Below are 25,088 nucleotides of genomic sequence, written 5' to 3'. Positions count from 1 at the left end.
AATTACTGCTGAGCTGGCTGTTCGGGAGCTGGGGCGGCGGTTGCGCCAGCCTGTGCTGCGAGAACTTCTGCAACTGACGTTGCGAGATCGCGCGCAATACCGTTCTGCCAGATGTTGGCAGCCTTAACGACTTCGCGCGTTACGATTGGGCCTTCTGCAAGAAGCTTCTTACCAGCGTCAGACGTATAGAAAGCAGCAATTGCCTTGAGCTCGTCTTCGCTGAATGCGTTTGCGTAAGCGCGCGCAGATTCAGTTTCGAGGTCTGCACGGCGAGCGGCGAGCGCCAGAGCTTTGTCATCAACCGTCTTGGTGATGAGTGCTTCAAGGTTAGGATCTTTCTGAATGAGCTCACCTTTGAGGGCGCGCGCAGCACTCGGCAGGATCTCGTCGAACTGCTCAGTGGCATTGATCGAGGAGATTGCTGCACGTGCAGCGTCCAGATGCGATGCAGAAATCTCCTGAGCAGAGGCTGCATGAACGCCTGTCATCAGGACGAGTGCGGAAAACGGTGCAATCAGACGGCGGAAGCCAGTTGCCGGGATCATATGGTCAGTACTCCGTTCAAACAATTCTTGTCGGCGTTTTAAGGCCGGTTCATGGTTCGGATGCCGTCAGCGCCTGCGATAACCGCGGCATTTGCCAGTCCGATGAAAAGTCCATGCTCAACAACACCCGGTATGGCGAAGAGAGCGTCAGATAGAATCTTTGGATCGGGAATGCGGCCAAAAGATGCATCCACGATATAATGTCCACCATCCGTTACAAACGGCGAGCCATCTTTTAACCGCAGGACTAGCGGACCTGCAAGGCCGCATTGCGCAGCAGCCATTTCAATAGCGCGTAAAGTTGCGCCAAGGCCGAATCGATTGACTTCAATCGGCAAAGGAAAACGGCCAAGTGTTTCAACAACTTTCGATCCGTCCGCAATGACAATCACTGAGTCGGAAGCAGCGGCAACAATCTTTTCGCGCAGCAAAGCGCCACCGCCACCCTTTATAAGGGTCAGGTTTACATCCAACTCGTCTGCACCATCGATAGTGAGATCAAGGTGTGGAGTTTCTTCGAGGGTGGTCAGAGGAACGCCGAGTTCAGTGCAAAGAGCAGCCGTGCGTTCAGAAGTCGGAACACCGATAACCTTGAAACCGCCACTTACTTTTTCAGCGAGCAACCGTACGAATTCTTCGGCTGTAGAACCGGTACCAATTCCCAGACGCATTCCGTCCCTGACGTGCGTCAATGCCTCTGCAGCGGCGGCGATTTTCAGCTTGCGTGCGTCATTCATGCCTGAATTCCTGATTTCCCAGCGGATTCTCATCCGGCTCCAAGAACGCCTCTAGCATGTGCGTGGAGCGCAACAAAGCTCTCAATACAAATTATCGCGATTTTTGCGATAGGCCCTCGTTTCTGCGTTAAGTTTAGCCTATTTGAAACAACGGTTAGAAATGCGCTCGCATGTCTCGTTGCTGAAGGAAGTCATATGTCCGCTGTAAATTCCAAGCCTATCATCGTTTTCGATCTCGACGGCACACTGGTTGAAACAGCACCGGACCTTTTGGACAGCTTAAATCATTGTCTCGCAATTTCAGGTTTGCAAACTGCTGACAAGGATTCCCTGCGCCGCTTTGTTGGACAAGGAGGTCGCGTCATGATCGAGCGCGCCTTTGCTGCACAGCAAAAGCAGGTTGACGATGCGAAACTCGATCATCTGGTCGAAGAATTCCGCGAGCATTATGCAGCACATATGCCAGGACATTCGACGTTTTATCCGGGCGTTCTCGAAGCTATGGATCGCTTCTCCGCAAACGGATATACACTCGCCGTATGTACAAATAAGTTTGAAGCCCTTTCCGTCAAACTTCTGACGTCAATGGGCGAAGCGCACCGCTTTGCTGCTATCTGCGGCGCAGACACATTTGCTTTCCGCAAACCCGATCCGCGTCATCTGACGGAGACGATCCTCAAAGCCAATGGCAACCGTGACCGCGCAGTGATGGTTGGAGACAGCCGCACCGATATCGATACAGCTAAAGCCGCAGGTATTCCTGTCGTCGCAGTTGATTTCGGTTATACTGATCTCCCAGTCCAGCATTATGAACCGAGCCGCGTTATCTCTCATTATGATGAGTTTACGCTTGAAATGGCTGAACAGCTTTTGGAAGCCGTTGCAGACAGGGTGTGAAATAAGGCGAGATGATTATGAAGCGATTTCTTATATTTACCGCTGTTTTCTCAACGGCATTATCAGCAAACGCTTTTGCAAACGATCAGTCACCAACTGGTCTTCCCGGCGTAGAACCACAGAAGCCAATCGTTTCGGCTCCTCCGCCTGCGCCGGAACCTAACTCTCAGCCCGCCGGAACATGGAAGAATTTCCGCATCGGCAATACCGACGTTTCGATCTCCGGCAGTGTCACTGTTGACGTTGGAACCGGGGGCAGCCGCACTTCAGGGCGTTAGAGCGCTGCTCGATTTGATTGAATCAAATCGACGCTCTAATTGTCCAGTTTCATGCGTATCTTATCAGAAAACCGTTTCATACTTTTCAAGATGCGCTCTAACCCTACTCATAATGATCCAAGCCAGACCAAACCGCAGGCAACTGGTTTGGCAGATCTTCCGCGATAAGCCCATGACCAAAGCGTCGAGCGGCATCAGCGTGGACCCAAACGGCTGCACTTGCCGCCTCAAAGGCGGGCATTCCCTGCGAAAGCAATCCACAAACGATACCAGCAAGCACATCGCCCGATCCGGCAGTTGCCAGAAATGGTGTACCGTTCGGGTTGATAACGGCTTGCCCATCAGGAGCCGCTATCACCGTATCTGGACCTTTATAGATCAACACTGCATTCGCGCGCTTCGCTGCTTTACGTGCCTTGCCGGTCTTGGACAGATTGTTCTCAGCCGAAATATCAGGAAAAAGACGCCGAAATTCGCCTTCATGTGGTGTGAGAACGAGAGCTGTATGTGAACTGCGTTTCGCGTAAAAAAGCTGCTCAGGCTTGCTTTCAAATGCCGTGATGCCATCGGCATCCAGCACCAGTCCATTCAAATTTTCGGCGCGGCCATTAACGGCTGTCAGGAGCATCGAGGCGTGGTCGCGCGCGAATGACGGGCTGCTGTAGCCCGGCCCCAGCACACAGGCAGCAACCTTTCGGTCAATCGTGAACGCTTCAATATCTTTGATGCCGCGTGTTTCCCGCACCATGATGCTTGTTAAATGCGCTGCATTGACTGACAGCGCATCAGGCGGAGACAACAACGTTACCGCCCCTGCTCCGCTTCGTGCCGCTGCCATTGATGACAGACGCGCAGCGCCAGTCGAATGCGCAGGCCCGGAAAATACTGCCGCATGACCACGGCTATATTTATGTGCGTTCGTTGAAAGCGTAGGTAAGCTATCTCGCCAAAGCTGGGGCGCATTTTCAAAAGTGTTGGGTTTTATCTTGTTGAGCACATCGTCAGAAATACCGATGTCCGCGACATGCAGCACGCCGCAATGAGTTCGGCCAGGCTGCAACAGGTGTCCAGGTTTTTTCCGGAAAAACGTCACGGTCGCCCGCGCCTGAATTCCCGTTCCAAGAACCTGTCCACTTTCACCAGACACGCCGCTGGGTAAATCTATTGCGAGTACAGGAATATTTGATGCATTGACCGCTTCTATTACGCGAGCCTCAGCCCCTCCCACAGGACGCGCCAAGCCCGCCCCATAAACGGCATCAATAACACCGACGAAGTCGGCTGGTATCAAAGCGCTTATCCGGCGCACTTCGCCTTTATAAAAGAGAAGTGCGCGCATCGCATCGCTTCCCGGACGTGGCTGCGCTGTTCCGAAACAAATAACATCGCGTCCGGCTTCGAGCAGAAACTGCGCGGCAACATAGCCATCACCGCCATTGTTTCCCGGCCCACAGAGGATCGCGATCGGCCCTTCGCCGATAAACATGCGTTGCGCGACATCGGCAACGGCATGACCTGCGGCTAGCATTAGAGAAAAGCCATCCCGCTGTCCGGTGTCTATTGTCAGACTATCTGCACGTGCCATTTCTTCCGGTGTCAACAGTTCGAACATGACACACACTTCCCTTCTGATTGTCCGGGTGATTAATTACGCGGCAGTCGCTTCAATGCAAGATTGACTAACTTCTTTGCATTTTGTCTAATTTTTAATCACATCTAACGAGATCGAAACCCTATTGAAAATCTTTCACACATACCGCCTTGTTTCCATGACAATAATAATGCCACTCTACCGCAAAGAAAGTTGCACTTCTGAAACTATTGAAAATGCGCTAGCCTCGGCTTTAGTGCCATTTTCACGGGGAGTGACGGGATAACTTCGGGAAAATTTGCTTGAAAAAGTATGGAATGTAAAAATTTTGGTCAACACAGATCGAGTTGGCACAGTTCATGCTTCTATATCTGTGAAACGGGCACGATGCCCATTTCCGAACAAGAGCGGAGACCATTCTCTGATGAAAAAGATCGAAGCCATCATTAAGCCTTTCAAGCTCGATGAAGTGAAGGAAGCCCTTCAGGAAGTTGGTTTGCAGGGAATTACTGTAATTGAAGCCAAGGGCTTCGGCCGGCAGAAAGGCCACACCGAGCTTTACCGCGGTGCGGAATATGTCGTCGATTTTCTTCCCAAGGTGAAAGTCGAAGTTATCGTCGCCGACGAAACCGTCGATGGCGCCATTGAAGCTATTCGCAAGGCAGCCCAGACGGGTCGTATTGGCGACGGTAAGATTTTCGTCTCCAATATCGAAGAAGTTATCCGTATCCGTACCGGTGAATCCGGCGTGGATGCTATCTGATAAAACCAGCCTACCGACCATCGTCGTGCAAACAGGATACTAAAATGACGACTGCCAATGACATTCTGAAACAGATCAAAGACAACGACGTCAAGTTTGTTGATCTCCGCTTCACAGACCCAAAGGGCAAGCTGCATCACGTCACGATGGATATCGGCCTCGTAGACGAAGAAATGTTCGTTGATGGCGTCATGTTCGACGGCTCTTCGATTGCTGGCTGGAAGGCCATTAATGAATCCGACATGGTTCTCATGCCAGATCCGGAAACGGCTCATATTGACCCGTTCTTCGCTCAGTCCACGCTGGTTATTCTCTGCGACATTCTTGATCCTATTTCGGGTGAAGCTTATGGCCGCGACCCACGCACGACTGCAAAGAAGGCTGAAGCCTACATGAAGTCGCTCGGCATCGGCGACACCGTTTACGTCGGTCCAGAAGCTGAATTCTTTGTCTTTGATGACGTGAAGTACAAGGTTGATCCATTCAACACAGGCTTCAAGCTCGACTCGACCGAACTGCCATCGAATGACGACACCGATTACGAAACCGGTAACCTCGGTCATCGTCCACGCGTCAAGGGTGGCTATTTCCCTGTTCCGCCAATCGACAGCGCACAGGACATGCGTTCGGAAATGCTCACCGTTTTGACGGAAATGGGCGTGACCGTTGAAAAGCATCACCACGAAGTGGCTTCGGCCCAGCACGAACTCGGCGTCAAGTTCGATACGCTTGTTCGCAACGCCGACAAGATGCAGATCTACAAGTATGTTGTGCATCAGGTTGCCAACGCTTACGGCAAGACTGCAACCTTCATGCCGAAGCCAGTTTTCGGCGACAACGGTTCAGGCATGCACGTTCACTTCTCTATCTGGAAAGAAGGCAAGCCAACCTTTGCTGGCAACGAATATGCCGGTCTGTCGGAAAACTGCCTGTTCTTTATCGGTGGCGTTATCAAGCACGCCAAGGCTGTGAACGCATTCACCAACCCATCGACCAACTCCTACAAGCGTCTGGTCCCAGGTTATGAAGCTCCGGTTCTGCTGGCCTATTCGGCGCGTAACCGTTCGGCTTCCTGCCGTATTCCATTCGGCTCGTCTCCGAAGTCGAAGCGCCTTGAAGTTCGCTTCCCGGATCCAGCAGCGAACCCATACCTCTGCTTCGCAGCTCTGCTGATGGCTGGTCTTGACGGTATCAAGAACAAGATCCACCCAGGTCAGGCTATGGACAAGGACCTTTACGATCTGCCTGCAAAGGAACTCAAGAAGATCCCAACCGTCTGCGGTTCGCTTCGTGAAGCTCTGCAGTCGCTCGACAAGGATCGCGAGTTCCTCAAAGCTGGTGGCGTTTTCGAAGACGACCAGATCGATAGCTTCATCGAAATCAAGATGGCTGAAGTGCTGCGTTACGAAACAACGCCGCATCCAGTCGAGTTCGACATGTACTACTCGGTTTAACCTATTGTGCGGGTGGGCAACCACCCGCTCTGGTTACTTGTTTAAAGCGCATCTTATCCAAAATAGTTTCACACTTTTCAGGATACGCTTGGATTACCGAGGGGAACGACGTGCTGAAGCACGCGAAAGAAAACCCGGCGCAAGCCGGGTTTTCTATTAATATCAATCTATTATGTTCATTAGTTGAATAAAAACTAGAGCGCCTGCAGCACCTGAGCGGCAACCATCATTTCGCCCTTGCGTGTCTTGCGGCGGGCCTGCGCTTCGGCATCTTCGCCCCAATGCTCAATGGTCCAGTCTTCATCAAGATGCGCGCGTGTCCAACCGTCTTCGACGGATATCTCGCCCTTGGCAATTGCCAGCGCGATAAGTGCCGAGCCAGTTAGTGTCGTCATGGTATGGAGCGACGCAAGTGCAATTGGATTTTTGAATTCCGACAGATGAACGCCATAGGCAGTAATTGCTTCGCGTGATTGCTCGACATGCATCACACCTTCGGCCAGTGCGAAGCGTGCCCCCAGACTTTCAGCCCAGTCAATCAATGGGTCCCATTGTTCAGTCTGCCGGGCAACCAGTTCTTTCGGGGTCGCGGCACGATAACAAATCATGTCCGTACCGGCAAAGCGCAAGATATCTTCAAACACTGCCTGCGGATCCTGCGCGATACCATCGACGGCTGTGTTTACCAGACGTGTGGCTGGCATTTTGGAAGGGTCAATAACCTTTTCCTGCGAACGGAACTCTTCAGCGACGATTTCAGCAGCGGATGCTGTGGGCAAGAGCAGAACAGCACGTGCCGGAGTTTTGACCGGGCGGCCATCCAGATGCACAGTAAAACCGCCTTCGACTTCCGCAACCTCAGCCTTTTCGTAAAAACGTTTCGGCAAAGGCGTCCGCATCAGCTCCTGCGAGCGGGCCACCGGGTCTTTCTGGGAAATCGGCATTTCGGCTTGTGGGTCGCTCAGAGTGTCGCGCATTATCATATATCCAGTTCTTACAGCTATCGTGTCGCAATCAATTACGAAACTAAGGCATCCATTTCATGCAGGATAGCATGGAGTTCTTCAGGCTTATTCAGGACGTGATGAGCGCCTGCTTCCACAAGTGAGGTTGGGCCATGATAGCCCCAGGAAACACCGGCAGCACGTGCGCCTGCTGAACGAGCCATTTGCATATCGTAGATTGCATCGCCAATTACGATCGTTTGGTCCGGTTCTATCCCCATTTCAGCGCAAGATTCAAGCACCATGGCTGGATGTGGTTTGGAAGGACAATCATCAGCAGTACGAATGACCATAAAATGGTGTCCAATTCCGTGACGCTCAAAGACCGAGCGTACGCCGCGTTGCGACTTACCTGTCACAATACCCAACAGAAGATCATCGCGACTGCCAAGCTCTGTCAGCAATGGCAAGATACCATCATAAAGTGGCTCTGCGAAATCTGGTGCCTGACGCAGCCGAACAAAGTTTTCCTTATAGCGCTGTGTAAGCCAGTTGACCTGCTCATCGACTTCACGACCAAGCAATTGCGCAATAGCCAATGGAAGCGAAAGACCAATGATTGAATGGGTCTGAGCAATTTCCGGCGGCTGCAATCCTGCATCAATAAAGCTTGCAGCCATGCAATGGTGAATCGTATCACCGCTATCGACAAGCGTACCGTCACAATCAAAGAGAACGAGTTTCATCGAGCAACTCCGGCTTTTGCTGGTCGATTGATAATAAGCAGGCCCAGCCCGATCAGGGCGAGTGCAGCGAAGATTTTCCAGCCAAGATGTTCGTTGAGCAATATTCCACTCAACAGCACACCGAAAGCGGGCGTGAGAAACGCAAAATTAGACAGTTTGGAAGCCGGATAGCGTCGTACCATCCAGAACCACAATGGATAGGTCACAGCTACTACAAACACCGATTGAAACAGAAATGACAGAACCGAGAGCATATCCGGATCACGGATCAATGGACCACTCAGCGACATGAATGGTAATGGAACCAGAGCTGCCACTGCCAGCTGATAAAGAAGCGTCTTTTCGGGCGCAGCACTTGCAAGTTTCGTCCGCTTAATGACGAGCGTCGTCATTCCCCACAGCATTCCTGATATCAGCGCAAGCAAATCACCATAGACCGCATTGGGGCCAGGCCGACTGATATGGTCCGAAAAGACAACAAAGACACCGAGGAATGCCACACACATACCAATGAAGGCGCGCATGGACATGCGCTCACCCAAAAGAAAATGACTACCGATTGCCACCCAGAATGGCATCACGTTCATCATCAGAGTGACACGCCCGACGCTGGTGAGTTCCATGGCGAGAAAGATCAGGACAAATTCAACACCAAAGAGAAGGCCGGCCAGAATGCCGGGCTTTAAAGTGCCATCTCGTCCAAAAAGAGGAATACGTTTCCAGTAGCACCAGAGAAAAACACAAAGGCCACCCAATGCTGCACGACCTGCGGCCATGAGCATGGGGTTGAAACCGCGATTGCCGATCTTGATGGCAACCTGATTAAGCCCCCATGTGAACATGATGAACATGACAAGCGCGATAGCCAGTCCATCAAACGACACCCGGCCCTGAGCCGTTCCTCCCTCAGCACCCGACATTCTTATTCTTCCGCATTTGCCTCATCGAAGCCAAGCAAATTCCACGACTGCACCATATGTGGCGGCAGAGGTGCCGTGACATCAATGATGCCGCCTGCAGGATTGGGAATACGAATGCGGCGCGCATGCAGATGCAGCTTTTTTTGAATGCCGCCCGGAAATTCCCAGTTCTGATCTGCTTCAAAATATTTCGGATCGCCGATGATCGGATGGCCGATGTGTGCTGCGTGGACACGAAGCTGGTGGGTGCGGCCTGTATAAGGTTCCATCTCCAGCCAGGTCAGATTGTTACCAATCTTTTCGATGATCCGGTAATAAGAAACGGCGTGATCGGAATCCGGTTCACCATGCTGGCAAACGCGCATCTTATCGCCATCAGGTGTCTGCTCTTTCACAAGCCATGTCGAAATCTTGTCTTCACGCTTGCGCGGAACGCCTTTCACCAAAGCCCAATAGGTCTTTTTGGTGTCGCGCTCCCTGAACGATGCAGTCAGCGCCTGTGCTGCTCCGCGTGTGCGGGCAACCACCAGAACGCCAGATGTGTCCCGGTCAATACGATGCACCAGACGTGGCTTTTCACCCCGCTTGTTGCGCCATGCTTCGAGCATGCCGTCAACATGGCGAACAAGGCCAGAACCGCCCTGCACTGCCAGACCCGCAGGCTTGTTAAAAACAAATACCTTCGGATCTTCATAGATCAGCATCTGTTTGAGAACATCACCATCCTGCTGGCTGCGGATGGTTTTTGCTGTCATTGGTCCAGCGGCCTTTTCATCGACCTCCAGCGGCGGAATGCGCACCATCTGGCCTGCCTGCAAACGTGTGTCTGACTTGGCACGACCGCCGTCGACGCGGACCTGACCGGAACGCAGCAATTTTTGCAGATGTCCGAACCCAAGTCCGGGAAAATGGACCTTGAACCAGCGATCAAGACGCATACCCGTCTCGTCTGCAGCCACACTTTTCTGTTCAACGCCTGCCATGAAAAACCCGATCAATACTTTTTTGGGCACGAACCAGCGTGCCTGACTTTTTATGCGCCTTATATCCGAGAGCCTGTTTCCGTCTTTCGAGATGCGCTTTAAATCAGTCAATAGACGCGCCAAGGGCGGATTGCTAGGCTAAATTGGGGAAAACAACAATCTGCCGCTGTTTTGCTAAAGCAGGAATGCTCTGCAAAGAATAGGAATGCGGCTATGAATCTTCACGCTCGGTTACATGCATTTTTAATTTATGGTCAATCTTAACACGTATTCGCCACTTCTTGCCTTCATTGCATATTGATAGAACAACGGGACTGCACCATTTAGTCCTGTGAAATAGAACGAGCGGGAGTGCGAAGGTGTCATTGCTCAAAATCTACTGGCGTGCCATGGAATATCTTGCGGCTGAGAAGGCTGCAACGATAACCATGTGTATTGCAAGCGTACTGGTTGCTCTTGTCATGTTGGCCGAACCGATCCTTTTTGGACGCGTTATTCAGGCTATCTCAGATAAAGGTGATATCTTTACGCAGCTCGCCATGTGGGCCGCACTTGGTGCGTTTAACATTGTCGCAGCGGTGTTTGTTGCGCGCGGTGCAGACCGCCTCGCCCATCGCCGTCGTCTCGGCGTGATGATCGACTCTTATGAGCGCATCATTACCATGCCGCTTTCGTGGCACCAGAAGCGCGGTACATCAAACGCACTGCACACGTTGATCCGCGCGACCGACTCCCTTTTCACGCTCTGGCTTGAATTCATGCGTCAGCACCTGACCACAGTTGTGGCTCTGGTCGCGCTTATTCCAGTCGCAATGAGCATGGATATGCGCATGTCCATGGTGCTAATCGTGCTTGGTGTCATCTATGTGATGATTGGCCAGCTCGTCATGCGCAAGACAAAGGATGGCCAGACGGCCGTTGAAAAACACCACCACAAGCTGTTCGAGCATGTCAGCGATACCATCAGCAACGTTTCGGTCGTGCAGAGCTATAACCGCATCGCTTCTGAAACACAGTCGCTGCGCCAATATGCAAAGAATCTGGAAAACGTCCAGTTTCCGGTTCTCAACTGGTGGGCGCTTGCCAGCGGTCTGAACCGAATGGCTTCGACGCTCTCGATGGTTATCGTGCTGATGCTTGGTGCGTATTTCGTGACCAAGGGCCAGATGCGCGTTGGTGATGTTATTGCCTTTATCGGTTTCGCTCAACTTATGATCGGTCGTCTTGACCAGATCAGCGCGTTCATCAACCAGACTGTAACAGCCCGCGCAAAGCTGGAAGAGTTCTTCGAAATGGAAGACGCGACCGCTGACCGTCAGGAACCGCAGGATGCAACCGATCTTGAAGATGTGAAGGGTGGCATTGTTTTTGATAATGTAACCTTCGAATTTCCGAATTCGGGTCAGGGCGTCTACGACGTGTCGTTCGAAGTCAAGCCTGGACAGACAGTGGCTATCGTTGGCCCGACGGGTGCTGGCAAGACAACACTGATCAATATTCTCCAGCGTGTGTTCGACCCTGCTGCAGGTCGCATTATGATCGACGGCACCGATACACGCACCGTCAGCCGCCGCTCGTTGCGTCATGCAATTGCAACCGTGTTCCAGGATGCAGGTTTGTTCAACCGTTCGGTCGAAGATAACATTCGTGTCGGTAACGAGAATGCGTCTAACGAAATGGTTCATGCTGCTGCAAAAGCTGCTGCCGCGCACGACTTCATTCTTGCAAAGGGCAACGGTTATGACACGGTCGTTGGTGAACGTGGTTCGCAGCTTTCAGGTGGTGAACGTCAGCGTCTCGCTATTGCTCGCGCTATCCTCAAGGATTCTCCTATCCTGGTGCTCGACGAGGCGACAAGTGCGCTTGACGTTGAGACAGAAGAAAAGGTCAAACAGGCTGTTGATGATCTGAGCCACAATCGCACGACCTTCATCATTGCGCACCGTCTGTCGACTGTTCGCTCTGCTGATATTGTCCTGTTCATGGATAAGGGACATCTGGTTGAACGCGGTAGCTTCGACGAACTGGCTGCACGCGGTGGCCGCTTCTCCGACCTGCTCCGCGCTGGTGGACTGCAACTTGAAGACAAGTCTGAAAAGGCTAAAGACGAAAGTAGTAATGTCATGCCATTCCCGGTCAAGGGGTCAGCTGCCTGATCAACGACTACAGCCCAAAGAGAAAAGCCCGCTGCAAATACCCGCAGCGGGCTTTTTCAGATGGAAACTTCAAAGCGCAACCCATCATAACCAGGCTCAACGTTATCGGGTGTTTCCCGCATGACTGCCTCGTAATCGAGCGGTATGTGCATGTGAGTCAGTATCGCGCGCTTAGGTCCAAAAAACTCAATCCATTCGAGCGCTTGCTCAAGTGAAAAGTGGCTTGGGTGAGGACGATACTGCAGTGCGCCGATAATTAGAATATCTGCATGGCGGATATATTTCAGGCTTTCATCTGGAAATGCGCTGACATCTGTGCAGTAAGCGACATTGCCGATGCGGAAGCCGAGCGATTCAATATCACCGTGAACCTGCGTGAATGGTTCAAACCGGATCGATCCGCCTGCTCCTGTAATCGTAAAAGCCGTTTCAGCGACGATGTCATGCATGGAGAGGATCGGCGGATAACTCGACCCTGCTGGCGTCTCGAAACAATAGCCAAAGGCATCAAACAGCCGATTGCGCGTCAGCCGGTTGGCGTACACATCCATCAGGCGCCTGTTTTCGACCACGTAGGTACGAAGATCATCGATCCCATGAATATGATCGGCATGTGGATGTGTGTAAACAGCTGCATCCAGCGACGGCACATCCGCATCGATCATCTGCGCTCGAAAATCCGGTCCTGTGTCGATCACGACGACGGTGCTGTTTCCTTCACCGTCGAACCGCTCCACAAGGAGTGCGGCGCGGCGACGCCGGTTTTTCGGATTTTCAGGATCACAATTGCCCCAATCACCATTGATACGTGGCACACCGGGGGACGATCCGCACCCCAGAATTGTGAAACGCAAACAATTGCGGGAAGCTGCCACGATGATTATTCTCCAGCAGGCTTTGGCATTTTGGAGAAAAGCCGGAAGACGTTTTCACTTGTGATGTCGGCTATCTCATCGCTGCTCACACCAATTGTGTCAGCTAAAACGGCTGCCGTGTGCTGCACAAATGACGGCTCATTGCGTTTACCGCGATACGGCATCGGTGCGAGATATGGCGCATCTGTCTCGACCAGCAGACGATCACGCGGAACAATGCTTGCAACTTCGCGAATATCGGCTGAGTTCTTGAAGGTCAGAATGCCGGAGAATGACACATAACCGCCAAGCTCAATGCCCTTCTCAGCCAATGCCCGACCGGACGAGAAACAGTGCAGGATAAAGGGAAACGCGCCCTTCGCCGTCTCAGATTCCAGAATGTCGGCCATATCCTGATCCGCGCTGCGCGCGTGAATCACGAGCGGCAACTGTGTGCGACGTGCAGCTTCGATATGCGTGAGGAAGCCCTGACGCTGGGCTTCCGGCGGCGCATAATCATAATGATAGTCCAAACCCGCCTCGCCTATGGCGACGACTTTCGGATGCTCAGCCAGACGCACCAGATCATCGGCCGTGACATCGAGTTCCTCATGCGCATTGTTCGGGTGTGTTCCAACAGAACAATAGACGGACTCGTAATTCTCAGCGAGTGTCAGGATCGTATCGAACTTGCGTACACGCGTGCAAATTGTGACCATGCGCTTGATGCCAGCATCGAGCGCGCGCGCCACAACAGCATCGCGCTCTGGCTCGAAATCCGCAAAGTCGAGATGGCAGTGACTATCAACCAGCATATTCAGCTCAGTTCTGCTCTTCCGCTTCCACAAAGCGCGGGAAGACCGGCTGCGGTGCTGGTAGTTCGGCTCGACCGACAAGCGGGCTTGCAGTTACGTCAGAGAACTGACGCTTATCTGCCGGGATTGCCAGAGTATCGAGGAGCTTTTCAGCCGACTGCGGAATGAACGGCTGCACCATGATGCCGACGCGGCGGATCACTTCCGCGGTTACATAAAGCACCGTACCCATACGCGCAGGATCAGTCTTGCGCAGTGCCCACGGCTCCTGTCCCGCAAAGTAACGGTTTGCTTCCGCAACCACGGCAAAAATTGCACCAAGAGCAATATGCAGCGCCTGATCACCGACTGCCTTACGCGCAGTTTCCAGTGCCGCATCGGCCTGATCCAGAATAGCCGTGTCAGCATCCGAAAACTCACCAGGAACCGGAACCTTGCCTTCGCAGTTCTTGGCAATCATCGACAGCGAGCGCTGTGCAAGATTGCCCAGATCGTTGGCAAGATCGGCATTGGTGCGGTTGACGATCGCATCATGGCTGTAGCTGCCATCCTGACCAAATGGTACTTCACGCATCAGGAAGTAGCGCAGCTGATCAAGACCATAACGCTCTACCAGTTCAAACGGATCGATGACGTTGCCAAGCGACTTCGACATCTTTTCACCGCGGTTGAACAGGAAGCCATGCGCAAACACGCGCTTTGGCAGCGGAACTCCCGCCGACATCAGGAATGCTGGCCAGTAGACTGCATGGAACCGCGAAATGTCCTTACCGATGATATGAGCATCGGCAGGCCAGTAGCCCCACTTTTCATCGGTTGTATCAGGATATCCAACTGCCGTGATGTAATTCGTCAGGGCGTCAACCCAGACATACATGACGTGCTTTTCATCACCCGGAACCGGAATACCCCAGTCGAATGTCGTGCGCGAAATCGAAAGGTCTTTCAGACCAGACTTTACGAAGCTCACGATCTCGTTGCGACGTTCCGCAGGCATGATGAAGCCGGGATTCTTTTCGTAAAGTTCAAGAAGCTTGTCCTGATAATTGGACAGACGGAAGAAGTAGCTTTCTTCTTCAACCCACTCAACAGGGGTGCCCTGAGGACCGTAGCGAACATTATCCGCACGGACTTCCGTTTCCTCTTCGCCATAATAGGCTTCGTCACGAACCGAATACCAGCCCGCATAGCCGCCTTTATAGATATCGCCATTGGCGGCCATTGCCTGCCAGATTGCCTGACTGGCCTTGTAATGGCGCTCTTCGGAGGTGCGAATATAATCGTCGTGCGAGCTGTTCAGAAACTCGCCCATGCGCTGGAAAGCAGCTGTGTTGCGATCTGCGAGTTCGCGTGGCGTAATGCCTTCCTTACGCGCACTCTGCAGCATCTTAATGCCGTGTTCGTCCGAGCCGGTCAGGAAGTGAACATCCTTGCCATCCAGACGCTGGAAACGCGCCATGGCATCAGTCGCAATCAATTCATAAGCATGACCGATATGCGGCTTGCCATTTGGGTAAGCGATTGCGGTGGTGATATAGAATTTTTCGCGGCTCATCAGAAATCCGGCTTCTTCAAGTGTGATGTTTAAAAAACGTTAGCGGTGACATAACGCAAGTGAAGCACCATGTCACGTAAGCGGAGGTGTGCCAGATCGAAAAGCGCGATGCGTTTTTTCCAAAAGGATCATAACTGCCTGCTTCCGGTCGAGATTATAGGTCTCGGCATTCGAAATTTCACGAACAAGTTCGCTCCAGAAACGCGACCACTGATCGGCTTCACGCAACTGACCCGAATCTGCATAGCGTCTAGCCTCATCCGCGATCCGGCTCATAAGATAATCGCGGAACAGTTCATATTGAACTTCTGCCTCACGCCCATTCAGAACACCTGAAAGCGTTTGAGCTTTTGGAAGATCAAACGCCTGCCCCTGCAATATGGCATCAACGGTATTCGATATTTCAAGGCCTCCATGGGCCACGAGAAGCAGCGCCTTGCGCACGCTGCCTTCAGAGCGAGTCAGAAGCGATTGTGTGATGCCGTCGGCATCAAGCCCGACGCTAGGTCCAACGTGCTCCAATGCATCTGTAAGCGCATCATCTCCGAGAGGCTTAAACTGGATGCTCTGGCAGCGTGAACGGATGGTTGGCAGAAGCCGTCCCGACGAATGCGATATCAGAATGAACATCGCGCGTGCCGGTGGCTCCTCCAGAGTTTTGAGAAGCGCATTCGCAGCATTACGGTTCATATCATCGGCAGGATCGACAATGACAATTCGCCATGCGCCGTCCGATGCCGTGCGGGTCAGAAAATGAGTGACGCGACGAATTTCCTCTACAGGAATACCAGTCCTGAACTTGCCGGTTTTCTGATCGAAGGGCCGATTAATATGCAACACGGCCGGATGCATACCACCTGCGATCTGTCGCCAGAGTGGTTTGCTGAAATCAGGCATTCCGATCGTTTCAGGTGCAAAGGTCTGATCTCCAAACGCAAGCATGTGGCCTGCGAGATGAAAGGCCAGTGTCGCCTTGCCAACACCCTGAGCGCCCTCAAAAAGCAGCGCATGATGCATACGACCTTCACGATAGGCCTGTGCCAGGAAAGCTACTATTTCGCCATGACCGGTGAGATAATCACTGGCAGATGGTTCAGCTACGCCTTCAATGGAATCATGGGCTTTTGGGACATCAAGCTCTTCGATCACAGAAGTCCCTTTTTCTTCAAAATTTCGTCTGCAATGGCTACGATATCGGCTGATATCTCATCCTGTGAACGGTCGGCGTTGACCACCTTACAGCGATCGGGTTCGGCATTCGCAATTTCTAGAAACGCCTGACGCCGGGCTTCGTGCACGGCAATGGCTTCTTTCTCGAAACGATCGGCAATGTCAGTCCCTCGACGCTTCACTGCGCGAGAAAGACCTTTTTCTGCAGGAATATCAAGAATGATCGTAAGGTCTGGCATTGCACCATCGATAGCAATACGTTCGATAGCAGCCATATAAGTGGCATTGAGATTTCCTGTCACGCCCTGATAGGCACGGCTCGAATCGATGAAACGGTCACAAAGCACAACGCGACCTTCAGATAATGCCGGACGGATCAGCTGATCGACATGATCAGCTCGAGCAGCAGCGAAAAGCAGCGCTTCCATTGCAGGACCGTAGCTTTCGGCATTACCACTCAGAATCACGTGACGAACTGCTTCAGCACCCGCAGAACCACCGGGTTCACGCGTGATCAGCGGATCAAAACCAAGGCTACGCAGATGCTCCGCCAGCAAGGCAATCTGGGTTGATTTACCCGCACCTTCCCCACCCTCGAATGTAATAAACAATCCGGTCACACTGGCTTCCGCAAAATTGAGTCCAGCTTAAAACAAGCTCTCTATTGTTTATCGGCGTTTGCGCGTGAGGTCGAGGAGGGTTTAGAGATATTTCCTTAGCCAACCCGTGGAAAGCTCCAGCGCTGCGCCCATTGCTCGCTGTGAGAGAGTGCCAACTGAAACCGATTGAGCCGTATAGAGCGGCATTTGCTGTACTACATTCCCATTGAGTTCGAACCGCAAAGTTCCAACTTGCGTGTCTGTCTCGATGGGAGCGTTTAACGGCCCCTCGTAGAAAATACGTGCTTTGAGCTTGTCGCGCCCTTCCTTTGGAAGCAGCAGTTCAACATCGTCTTTGACTTTCAGAGAAACGCTGGAGGCGGAGCCGCCGAAAACCTGCGCAGTGCCGATCTCTTCGTTAGCCGAATAAATACTTATAGTATCGAATGAAGTCATCCCCCATTGGATAAGTTTCTTTGCTTCTTCCTCGCGTTCTTTGATGCTGGTCAAACCACTCATTGCAAGAAACAGCCTGCGTCCGTTCTGTTCTGCAGAGGCGACCAAAGCATAACCGGATGCTACAGTGTAGCCCGTTCCCATGCCGTCTGCGCCAATATCAAGCCGCAAAAGCGGGTTGCGATTGCGCTGCATGATGTTGTTCCAAGTGAATGCCGGCTGGGCATAATAGACGTAACGTTCGGGATGAGCGCTATGAATATGGCGCGCGAGTTTTATGAGATCGGACAGCGTTACCGTTTGTCCTTCGGCGGGCAGTCCGGTCGCGTTCACGAAATTCGAGCCGATGAGGCCCAAATCTTTCGCACGCTCATTCATCTTTTGCGCGAAAGCAGCTTCGCTGCCAGACAGCCCTTCAGCGAGAATGATGGCACCGTCATTTGCAGCCTGCACAATCATGCCTTGCAGCAGATCAGCAACCGTTGGCGTCGACTTGATCTTAGCAAACATCGTTGACGTGCCAGAAGGTGCACCGCCGGTGCGCCACGCATACTCAGTGACAGGGTAGCTGGTTTCGAGCGTCGTCTGGCCTTTTTCAAGTGCTTCAAAGACAACTTCAGCCGTCATCAACTTGGCAAGCGACGCGGGTGGCACTTTCATGTCCGGATTTTTGGACAAAAGGACGGTGCCGCTCTTATCGTCCAGTAGCAGGACTTGGGGAGCCTTCGTAGCGAATGCAGCTTGCACAGTCTGCGCATATCCCGGCACGGTCATTGAAGCCGCAACGGAAAATGCTGCCGCAAGCCTTACGCTATTTGAAGAACGCCCCATGATTCACCCGTCCGCTTAGAGCGATTCCAGTTAATATTGAATCGTGGAAACTGCTCTATCTATCTGTTTTAAAGCATTATCTTACGCAAAACCGCTCCACACTTTTGCTGGAAATGCTTTAAACTTCCGACGAGCCTATGCAGCCTTTCCGGCCAAAATCAGTCGGCACGAACAACAAAGGCGTCTGTTGCTCCGACTTTCCACGCCGCACGAAGCAAATCGTCGTTATTGCCCTTTTCGGCAAATGCCGTCAGCTCATAAACGTCGCCCTGCTCCGTAGGTATCTTGGTGCGTGTCACACGTGCAGTGCGCGGCAGAGATTTTTCCAGCTTCGTCAGATCGTCCAGCGAGTTAAAAACACCGATCTCGACATATTCACGCTGTTCTTCTGCATTTCTACGCTTCCAGGCGTCCGAAACCGCACTTGCGGTCAAGATACTGCCATAGGTGCGCTCTTCGGCGAAGGCAGAGGCTGCCATACGGTCGGAAGCATAACCAAGTCCGCCAATACGAGCCGCAGTCGCAACGCCGAAACTACCAGCTGGTCGCTGTGAAGGAACCGGAACATTTGCAGGGAGCAACGGTGTCTCGCCATCGCCATAAGCCGGATTGACCTCAAATGGAGAAGACGGTGGAACCGGCATCGCCGCAATTCCGGCTGGTGTCGGCGTTGGCGCATTCATGGCCATCATGACGCCGGTCGCCGGCTGTCCAATCGGATCCCCATTTCCTGGACGATAGGATGCCATCAGATACGCATCGTCCTGTCCATCAAGAGGCGCACGCCCTACATATTCAACCTTCACATCGGCCGTGCCGTGATGCTGATAATCCAGCAACTCAGCAGCCTTCTGCGATAGATCAATCACGCGATCACGCTCGAATGGTCCACGATCATTCACTCGAACGATAATTGAACTGCCGTTGTAAGTGTTGGTGACACGCGCATAACTTGGCAGCGGCATCGTTGGATGCGCTGCCGTCAGATGCGTCATGTCATAGATTTCGCCATTGGCGGTCAACCGACCGTGGAAAGCACTGCCATACCAGGAAGCACGACCCGTTGAGGCGTAATTCTTGTTTTCTTTTGGATAATACCAGCGGCCCTTGACCTGATAAGGTTTACCGACCTGATCGCGGCCACCACCACGTGGCAATGGCTTGCCTTGAAGGTTGGTGACACGTGGGCTGGCTTTCACGCCATATTTGGATTCGGCAAAATATTCTTTGGGGTGCTTTTTCTTCGACGATTTCGGCTGCGGGGCGCTTGCGCAACCCGCCAAAACCACAGCCAGCGCCATGAATGTCAACACAGCAGTCGATCCGCGCTTTTGACGCATCATCGATAGATCTGCATTCTTAGCACGGTTTCGCCACCCGTTTGAACTCATACGCCACACGCCCGCAATACACTAACTATGACCGTAAGGCCGATCGTATCTTTTAGAAATTAGTGATGTCACTGAATTATTGACGGATCATTAAAGTTTTTGCAAATCCCCTGAAATGAGTCGAACCGAAGCAGTTGTGAACATAATCATTATGGGAACCAATTTCCTGCCAGATCGTTGAAATTACAACATGAAGGAGAGACAATATGTTCCGTGCACTAATCCTTTGGCTTCTCGGCGTACCATTCATCGCTGTTCTGTTTATCTGGTACTTTTTCTTCTGATGATGGAACGATTGGGCTCCTCGCCCGTTTCATCTATGGCTCTTATGACCTCCGAGCCAGTCACCTAACGTCATGAATTGGGCCCGTTCTTTAAAGAGCGGGCCATTTTTTATCAGAATGAGAATGGCCTGTAAGCGTTGACCGCTTCACGATGCAAGCGAAAGTGAGCTGGGGTCCAGGTTGAAAGTTCACCGTCTGTGTTTACTGGCCTTGGCTTCTTGGTGCGAATGATAACTTCAGTCGTGGGAAATGCACGAACGTCGTCCCACTTTGACTGTGTTCCCTGACGCAAACTGGGTAACAGACGCAACAATTTCCACCAATGGTCAACTTCGAGGCTATAAAAGTCGAGCTTGCCGTCGTCTATGGCTGCATCTTTTTCGACGGCCATGCCGCCGCCGTAAAACTTGCCATTTCCGACCGAAACTTGCAGCGTCTTTATCTGCTCTGTAATGCCATCATGTTCGAGATAGGCAGTGAACAACTCTGAACGCATCAGAATACGGCCAGCCGCAATGGCGTAGCCGAGTTTACCCCACTTTTTCTTGGCCTCAGCACTCAGTTTCTGCGCGAGTTCAGCACTAAAGCCGATGCTCGCCACATTGAAATAGAGGTGGCCATTCACTTCACCAAGATCGATGGGATGCTGTTCATAAGTGAGCAGCTGCCGCGTGGCTTCTGTGGGGTCGGCGGGAATGCCGATTGTGCGAGCAAAGTCGTTCGCCGTGCCAAGCGGCAATATGGCAAGCGGCACCTTCGTTTCGACGAGGCCAGGTGCGGCTGCGTTCAATGTACCGTCGCCGCCACCGACAATCACCAAATCGACTTCGCTATTGGAACGGATGACATCAGAAATGGTTTCAGCCCCCTTCGCAGTCTTCTCAATGAGAGAAATGCCGCCGCGCTCGAGTATCCCGCGCATGTCGGCATTGAACCCTTTGCCGTTGCGGGCTTTTGGATTGACGATCAGCAATGCTCGGCGCTTGGAAGATGTGGCCATAGGTACCTGTTGGAAATTTCGGTTTAAATATTGAGTACCGCAAATGGCGACGGATTTACGGATATCAATGGGAACCGCGATGAAATCTTCTTACGCCTATTAATGATTGGAACCGATAAAGATAAGATTGCGGCGCTAGTATTCCAACAGCACTGGCGTGCTGACCTGCGTCTTGCTAGGATAGGTTATACTGGGCGGGTATGATGTAATGGTAGCCTGCTACGCCGTGTGGACGAATTGACTCAGGTATAAGTTTTCCGGTTCCAGACTTTCTCTCGACGTGATTCACATATTGCTGACGTGATTTGGAGGTCAGTAATGTGCACCAAGATGACAGAAAATGACTATGAACTGGCACTTGAGGTTTTTCGGACTTGTCTGCCAGCCGTTGGCGCGAAAGCTAAAAATGACCGCCTATTCCTTGAGGCGTTGCATTATTTCACCCTTCACAACATCTCATGGCGGGCTTTGCCTGAGCGGTTTGGTAACTGGAACAGCGTATGGAAGCGTTTTGACCGTTTAGGTAAAGCAGGTGTTTTCGAGGACTATTTTTCCATTTTGGCTGGGCTTGATGAAAGCGCTCATCTTATCGCTATGTTCGACAGCACCGTCATTCGCGCCCATGTATCTGCAGCAGGCGCTAAAGGGGGCAGGAAGGTCAAGCGCTCGGCCGGTCTCGTGGAGGGTTCGGAACCAAAATCCATCTGAAAACCGACCGAAATGGTCAGCCCCTTGGCTTTGAACTGACCGGAGGCGAAGCCTCCGATAGCAAACAGTTTGAAAGCCTCATGGACACGGGCCCTCAAGTCAGGCACCGCGCTATCATTGCTGACAAAGGCTATGATAGCGACGTTAATCGAGAGATTGCGCGAAAGGCTGGCGCTATCCCTGTGATCCCTTACAGATCAAACAGGCGTAATATTCCGAAGCATTTTGCCACGGCGCTTTATCGAGGTCGCGCACGTATCGAACAAATGATGGGGAAGCTCAAACGGTTCAAACGTGTCGCATTACGCTGCGAGAAAACAGCAAGAAACTTCCGATCCATCGTCGCAATCGCTTCTGCTTTCATCTTAATCAAATCCGTCCACACGGCCTAGCTTCCCAAGCTGAATGCGCGGGTTCGATTCCCGCTACCCGCTCCATTTATTTTTATGCTGTTATAGACGGAGAACACCATGGCGCGACTGAAATTAGCTCTCGGCACTCTCTCCCTGCTTCTCATCACCACCAGTTCACAAGCAGCACTTGCTCCGAACTATCAACGTGCAAAAGAGCTAACCGCTGTCATTGAGGCCGCCGCAGCCGCGCTTCCGCAGTATCCGATAAGCAAAGTGATCTATCAGAAGGAAGATCAATATCAGATCATTGCCGGACCTTGTTCTCTCAGAGCGAATATTGTCCCCAAACCGATGAAAAATGGAACGGTTGGACCTCGCCAGTTTGAGGTGAAACTCGGTCAATCTCGCTGTCGCTAGATAGGTTTGCGCGGATTAAAAATTAGCGACTGCTTGCATTTTCCCACATTTCTGGCTTCATGAGTTTGTTGAATTTAAAACTCATATTTGGAGAAACTGATGGCAGAACCAAGCTCGCTCAATAAATATCAACCCTATGCTATTGGCATCCTACGTATCGTGACAGCGCTGCTCTATTTTGAGCACGGGACACAGAAAGCGTTCAGCTTCCCAATCGCGGGCCCTGACAGCTTGTCTGCTATTCAGCTTGCATCGGCGCTTCTGGAAATTGTTGGCGGCGCGTTGATTTTCCTGGGCTGGTTCACACGTCCCGTCGCCTTTATTCTTTCAGGCCATATGGCCTTTGCATATTTCATGGCACACTTCCCAAAGAGCTTCTTCCCTGTCGCCAATGGCGGCGATGCAGCCATTCTTTTCTGCTTCGTATTCCTGACACTGGTGGCGACCGGTGCTGGCGCATTTTCGGTCGATAATCGTAACCGTTGATCGAAATCATTTCCTGAAACCGATCAATCTGACAGGTTCAGATCACATACAGTTTTCTTGTATGTGATCTGAACAATGCGGATGATCAAAAAATGAAAATACTCTTGATCGCCCTGGCCATATTGGCCTTCCTCGTGTTTGGCTGCTTTCTGCAGACACACTTTGGCTCGTGGCAATAAGAGTCTTTGGCGAAGCACCACCTTGATATGTGCGTTTCAGGCCTTACCTAGAAACTATATCAATCGAAGGGAGTTCTTCATGCGCACCATGCTCGCAGCCATTCTTCTCACAGCAACTTCTGCCGGCGCTTTCGCCGCGGCTCCAGAGGGTGCAAAGCTCTCTGAAATCATTGCCAAGATCGAACAGACCGCCGATGTGCAATACATCGATGAAGTCGATTGGAATGATCGCGGCTATTATGAAATCGAATATTTCATGAAGAATGGCGCGAAGGTCGAAATCAAAATCGATCCTAAGACCGGCGAATCCGTCAAGTAACAGCGAATCTCATTTGCGGCACACACTTTGGGGTGCCGCTTTTACTTAAATTCAGTACCAGATGATCATTTACCCATGACCTGAGGGAGCGGATTTCAGGTGTTTTCCACAAATGCAGACCTAAATTAGAATTATCCGAACTTTTTTATGGTCTTAAGCGTAGAAACGATTGACGCTGCTCCACTTCCCGAATACATGAGCAGCGTTCCTGATTGAAAAACATCAGAACAATGCGCGGGTGTAGCTCAGTTGGTTAGAGTGCCGGCCTGTCACGCCGGAGGTCGCGGGTTCGAGCCCCGTCACTCGCGCCATTCTTCTCTCAAGAGAAGAATGTTTGGAAACAAAGTTTCGTTTATTATTAGCCATATAGATTAATTAGATAATGTGAACGTGAAGCTTCCGATTCGCGCGTTCCCGTTGGCTTATGTTCGCAAAAATGGCGGGCCTTTCGACCCGCCAACGTATCAAATGTCGAATTATTCTTGCGTGATATTCAGCATAGGGATTGAACCGTTCGGCAGCATGGTCGTCGGTAGCTGGCCATTCCACCGCTCAGCTTGCGTTAGAGACACCAGACCTGGATTGTCCCGCAATGCATCACCGCGTGCTTTGATAGCCTGCGCCTCTGCGTCACCCTTCAAGCGAATTGCTTCTGCATCGGCCTGTGCTTGCAAACGTACGGAATCAGCCTGTGCTTGAGCATCGGCACGCCGTGCATCTGCCTGCGCATTGGCCTGCGTAACGGTGATTTCTGCCTGTACTTTTTCACGCTCAGCATTCTGGCGAAGGCGCTGAACTTCCACTTCGGCCAGCATACGCTGCTCAATGCTTGCTTCATATGCATCAGAAAAATCGATGTTTTCGATCTGTACGCTGTCGATAATGACTGGGCCGCTCACACTCTTCTGGATCGCATCTGCGATTTCCTGATTAAGCCGACCACGTTCCTGGATAGCCGTCATGGCAGCAAAGCGACCAAAAACCGTTTTACTTTCTTCAAATACGCGACGCTCCACCAGACGAGACAAGAGCCCATCTTCGCCGCCATAGGTGGCATAGACTTCTTCCACACGATCTGGCGGAATACGGTAATTTACCGAAAGGTTCATCGTGGCAGGCTGCTGATCCCGGCTATAAGCTTCCATACCATTATAAATTGCGGCCTTGGACTGCACAGAAACCCGGACTACGGAGTCAATCACGGGAATCTTGAAGCCAAGTCCCGGCTGGGCAACGCCAGCAACTGCTCCATAACGGAGAATAACGCCTCGTTCACCTTCATCGACAGTATACCAGGACCCTAGAATGACACTCAAAATGGCTAAGCCAATAAAACCGGCAATAGCTGTTGGAATATGACGCATATCATCTCCTCATACGCTTAATTAATAGATGCTCAATAAGCGCAAAAGTCAGATATTAAAAACGAAACAAAGCTGAATAGTCGAGTATCGACAATTATTTTGATCTATTTAGATTTACTCTCATTCTGGTGGATATTGAGGTATCCGAATATTCGCACAGCCCTCATAGCGCATCCCGATGGATGATCGCAGGTTTATTGTTAATCTCGCACATACTATGTGATTTTCAGCTTATTTCACTTTTATATTCAGGCCATTATACGGGATTGTCTAATATAACTTTGACTAGTCAC

At 51.7% G+C, this 25,088-nt stretch carries 26 protein-coding genes and 1 tRNA gene; 11 read left to right on the top strand and 16 right to left on the bottom strand.

Annotated features, from left to right (window positions below; all coding sequences use genetic code 11):
* Window positions 1-2: 2 nt before the first annotated feature.
* Window positions 3-545: a DUF2059 domain-containing protein gene (locus tag CES85_RS14650; protein ID WP_095446631.1), complete on the bottom strand. Its 543-nt coding sequence runs from the start codon at window positions 543-545 to the stop codon at window positions 3-5.
* A 38-nt stretch (window positions 546-583) separates the two neighbouring features.
* Window positions 584-1,282: a ribose-5-phosphate isomerase RpiA gene (gene rpiA, locus CES85_RS14645; RefSeq protein ID WP_095446630.1), complete on the bottom strand. Its 699-nt coding sequence runs from the start codon at window positions 1,280-1,282 to the stop codon at window positions 584-586.
* 195 nt (window positions 1,283-1,477) lie between these two features.
* Between rpiA and CES85_RS14640 the strand changes: the two genes are divergently transcribed.
* Entirely contained in the window at window positions 1,478-2,179 is a 702-nt protein-coding gene (locus CES85_RS14640; RefSeq protein WP_095446629.1) for an HAD family hydrolase, read from the top strand.
* An 11-nt stretch (window positions 2,180-2,190) separates the two neighbouring features.
* Window positions 2,191-2,457: a hypothetical protein gene (locus tag CES85_RS14635; protein WP_095446628.1), complete on the top strand. Its 267-nt coding sequence runs from the start codon at window positions 2,191-2,193 to the stop codon at window positions 2,455-2,457.
* Between the two features lie 103 nt (window positions 2,458-2,560).
* On the opposite strand, the gene CES85_RS14630 is transcribed toward CES85_RS14635, so the two are convergent.
* On the bottom strand, window positions 2,561-4,069 hold the full coding sequence (locus CES85_RS14630) for an NAD(P)H-hydrate dehydratase (RefSeq protein WP_095446627.1): 1,509 nt from the start codon (window positions 4,067-4,069) through the stop codon (window positions 2,561-2,563).
* A 403-nt stretch (window positions 4,070-4,472) separates the two neighbouring features.
* Here CES85_RS14630 and CES85_RS14625 point away from each other — a divergent pair, with 403 nt between their 5' ends.
* Window positions 4,473-4,811 carry a P-II family nitrogen regulator gene (locus CES85_RS14625; protein ID WP_007874909.1) on the top strand — a complete coding sequence of 113 codons (339 nt, stop codon included), beginning with the start codon at window positions 4,473-4,475 and terminating at the stop codon, window positions 4,809-4,811.
* Between the two features lie 44 nt (window positions 4,812-4,855).
* Entirely contained in the window at window positions 4,856-6,265 is a 1,410-nt protein-coding gene (gene glnA, locus CES85_RS14620) for a type I glutamate--ammonia ligase (protein WP_095446626.1), read from the top strand.
* Between the two features lie 194 nt (window positions 6,266-6,459).
* Here the strand turns inward: glnA and CES85_RS14615 are convergent, their stop codons facing one another.
* From CES85_RS14615 to CES85_RS14600, 4 genes are read right to left on the bottom strand one after another with little or no spacing between them, the layout of a single operon-like run.
* Window positions 6,460-7,242, bottom strand: coding sequence for an ATP12 family chaperone protein (locus CES85_RS14615; protein WP_095446625.1), 783 nt, complete (start codon window positions 7,240-7,242; stop codon window positions 6,460-6,462).
* 41 nt (window positions 7,243-7,283) lie between these two features.
* Entirely contained in the window at window positions 7,284-7,955 is a 672-nt protein-coding gene (locus tag CES85_RS14610; protein WP_095446624.1) for an HAD-IA family hydrolase, read from the bottom strand.
* Window positions 7,952-8,875 (bottom strand): DMT family transporter, encoded by a 924-nt coding sequence (locus CES85_RS14605; RefSeq protein WP_095446623.1) that lies wholly within the window; start codon window positions 8,873-8,875, stop codon window positions 7,952-7,954. Before CES85_RS14605 ends, CES85_RS14610 begins: the two co-directional genes overlap by 4 nt.
* A gap of 2 nt (window positions 8,876-8,877) precedes the next feature.
* On the bottom strand, window positions 8,878-9,858 hold the full coding sequence (locus CES85_RS14600) for an RluA family pseudouridine synthase (protein WP_095447901.1): 981 nt from the start codon (window positions 9,856-9,858) through the stop codon (window positions 8,878-8,880).
* Window positions 9,859-10,217: 359 nt separating this feature from the next.
* Here CES85_RS14600 and CES85_RS14595 point away from each other — a divergent pair, with 359 nt between their 5' ends.
* Entirely contained in the window at window positions 10,218-12,014 is a 1,797-nt protein-coding gene (locus CES85_RS14595; RefSeq protein WP_095446622.1) for a glucan ABC transporter ATP-binding protein/ permease, read from the top strand.
* Between the two features lie 56 nt (window positions 12,015-12,070).
* On the opposite strand, the gene CES85_RS14590 is transcribed toward CES85_RS14595, so the two are convergent.
* From CES85_RS14590 to CES85_RS14555, 8 genes are all read right to left on the bottom strand, one after another.
* On the bottom strand, window positions 12,071-12,889 hold the full coding sequence (locus CES85_RS14590) for an MBL fold metallo-hydrolase (RefSeq protein ID WP_095446621.1): 819 nt from the start codon (window positions 12,887-12,889) through the stop codon (window positions 12,071-12,073).
* 5 nt (window positions 12,890-12,894) lie between these two features.
* Complete coding sequence (locus CES85_RS14585) at window positions 12,895-13,683, bottom strand: TatD family hydrolase (protein WP_095446620.1); 789 nt, start codon at window positions 13,681-13,683, stop codon at window positions 12,895-12,897.
* A 7-nt stretch (window positions 13,684-13,690) separates the two neighbouring features.
* Entirely contained in the window at window positions 13,691-15,238 is a 1,548-nt protein-coding gene (gene metG / locus CES85_RS14580; protein ID WP_095446619.1) for a methionine--tRNA ligase, read from the bottom strand.
* Between the two features lie 72 nt (window positions 15,239-15,310).
* Window positions 15,311-16,387 carry a DNA polymerase III subunit delta' gene (locus CES85_RS14575; RefSeq protein WP_095446618.1) on the bottom strand — a complete coding sequence of 359 codons (1,077 nt, stop codon included), beginning with the start codon at window positions 16,385-16,387 and terminating at the stop codon, window positions 15,311-15,313.
* On the bottom strand, window positions 16,384-17,028 hold the full coding sequence (gene tmk, locus CES85_RS14570; RefSeq protein WP_095446617.1) for a dTMP kinase: 645 nt from the start codon (window positions 17,026-17,028) through the stop codon (window positions 16,384-16,386). The genes CES85_RS14575 and tmk overlap by 4 nt, the downstream gene beginning before the upstream one ends.
* Window positions 17,029-17,109: 81 nt before the next feature.
* Window positions 17,110-18,237 carry a D-alanyl-D-alanine carboxypeptidase family protein gene (locus tag CES85_RS14565; RefSeq protein ID WP_235901957.1) on the bottom strand — a complete coding sequence of 376 codons (1,128 nt, stop codon included), beginning with the start codon at window positions 18,235-18,237 and terminating at the stop codon, window positions 17,110-17,112.
* A gap of 215 nt (window positions 18,238-18,452) precedes the next feature.
* Window positions 18,453-19,637: a septal ring lytic transglycosylase RlpA family protein gene (locus CES85_RS14560; RefSeq protein ID WP_235901948.1), complete on the bottom strand. Its 1,185-nt coding sequence runs from the start codon at window positions 19,635-19,637 to the stop codon at window positions 18,453-18,455.
* A 444-nt stretch (window positions 19,638-20,081) separates the two neighbouring features.
* Window positions 20,082-20,969 carry a lipid kinase gene (locus tag CES85_RS14555; RefSeq protein ID WP_095446614.1) on the bottom strand — a complete coding sequence of 296 codons (888 nt, stop codon included), beginning with the start codon at window positions 20,967-20,969 and terminating at the stop codon, window positions 20,082-20,084.
* Between the two features lie 318 nt (window positions 20,970-21,287).
* On the opposite strand from CES85_RS14555, the gene CES85_RS14550 reads away from it, so the two are divergent.
* From CES85_RS14550 to CES85_RS14525, 6 genes are all read left to right on the top strand, one after another.
* Complete coding sequence (locus CES85_RS14550; protein ID WP_095444932.1) at window positions 21,288-21,677, top strand: transposase; 390 nt, start codon at window positions 21,288-21,290, stop codon at window positions 21,675-21,677.
* Window positions 21,668-22,069, top strand: a complete 402-nt coding sequence (locus CES85_RS14545) for an IS5 family transposase (RefSeq protein ID WP_084486908.1) — start codon at window positions 21,668-21,670, stop codon at window positions 22,067-22,069. Before CES85_RS14550 ends, CES85_RS14545 begins: the two co-directional genes overlap by 10 nt.
* A 78-nt stretch (window positions 22,070-22,147) precedes the next feature.
* Window positions 22,148-22,447: a hypothetical protein gene (locus tag CES85_RS14540; RefSeq protein WP_095446613.1), complete on the top strand. Its 300-nt coding sequence runs from the start codon at window positions 22,148-22,150 to the stop codon at window positions 22,445-22,447.
* A gap of 99 nt (window positions 22,448-22,546) precedes the next feature.
* Complete coding sequence (locus tag CES85_RS14535) at window positions 22,547-22,933, top strand: DoxX family protein (protein WP_095446612.1); 387 nt, start codon at window positions 22,547-22,549, stop codon at window positions 22,931-22,933.
* Window positions 22,934-23,191: 258 nt separating this feature from the next.
* Window positions 23,192-23,431: a PepSY domain-containing protein gene (locus CES85_RS14530; RefSeq protein ID WP_095446611.1), complete on the top strand. Its 240-nt coding sequence runs from the start codon at window positions 23,192-23,194 to the stop codon at window positions 23,429-23,431.
* A gap of 234 nt (window positions 23,432-23,665) precedes the next feature.
* Window positions 23,666-23,742: transfer RNA gene (locus CES85_RS14525), tRNA-Asp, on the top strand.
* A gap of 165 nt (window positions 23,743-23,907) precedes the next feature.
* On the opposite strand, the gene CES85_RS14520 is transcribed toward CES85_RS14525, so the two are convergent.
* Window positions 23,908-24,795, bottom strand: a complete 888-nt coding sequence (locus CES85_RS14520) for a prohibitin family protein (protein ID WP_095446610.1) — start codon at window positions 24,793-24,795, stop codon at window positions 23,908-23,910.
* Window positions 24,796-25,088 lie beyond the last annotated feature (293 nt).

Source organism: Ochrobactrum quorumnocens (assembly GCF_002278035.1).
Lineage (GTDB): Bacteria > Pseudomonadota > Alphaproteobacteria > Rhizobiales > Rhizobiaceae > Brucella > Brucella quorumnocens.
The sequence above is the reverse complement of the archived record's forward strand: the minus strand, read 5'-3'. Positions and strand labels throughout refer to the sequence as shown.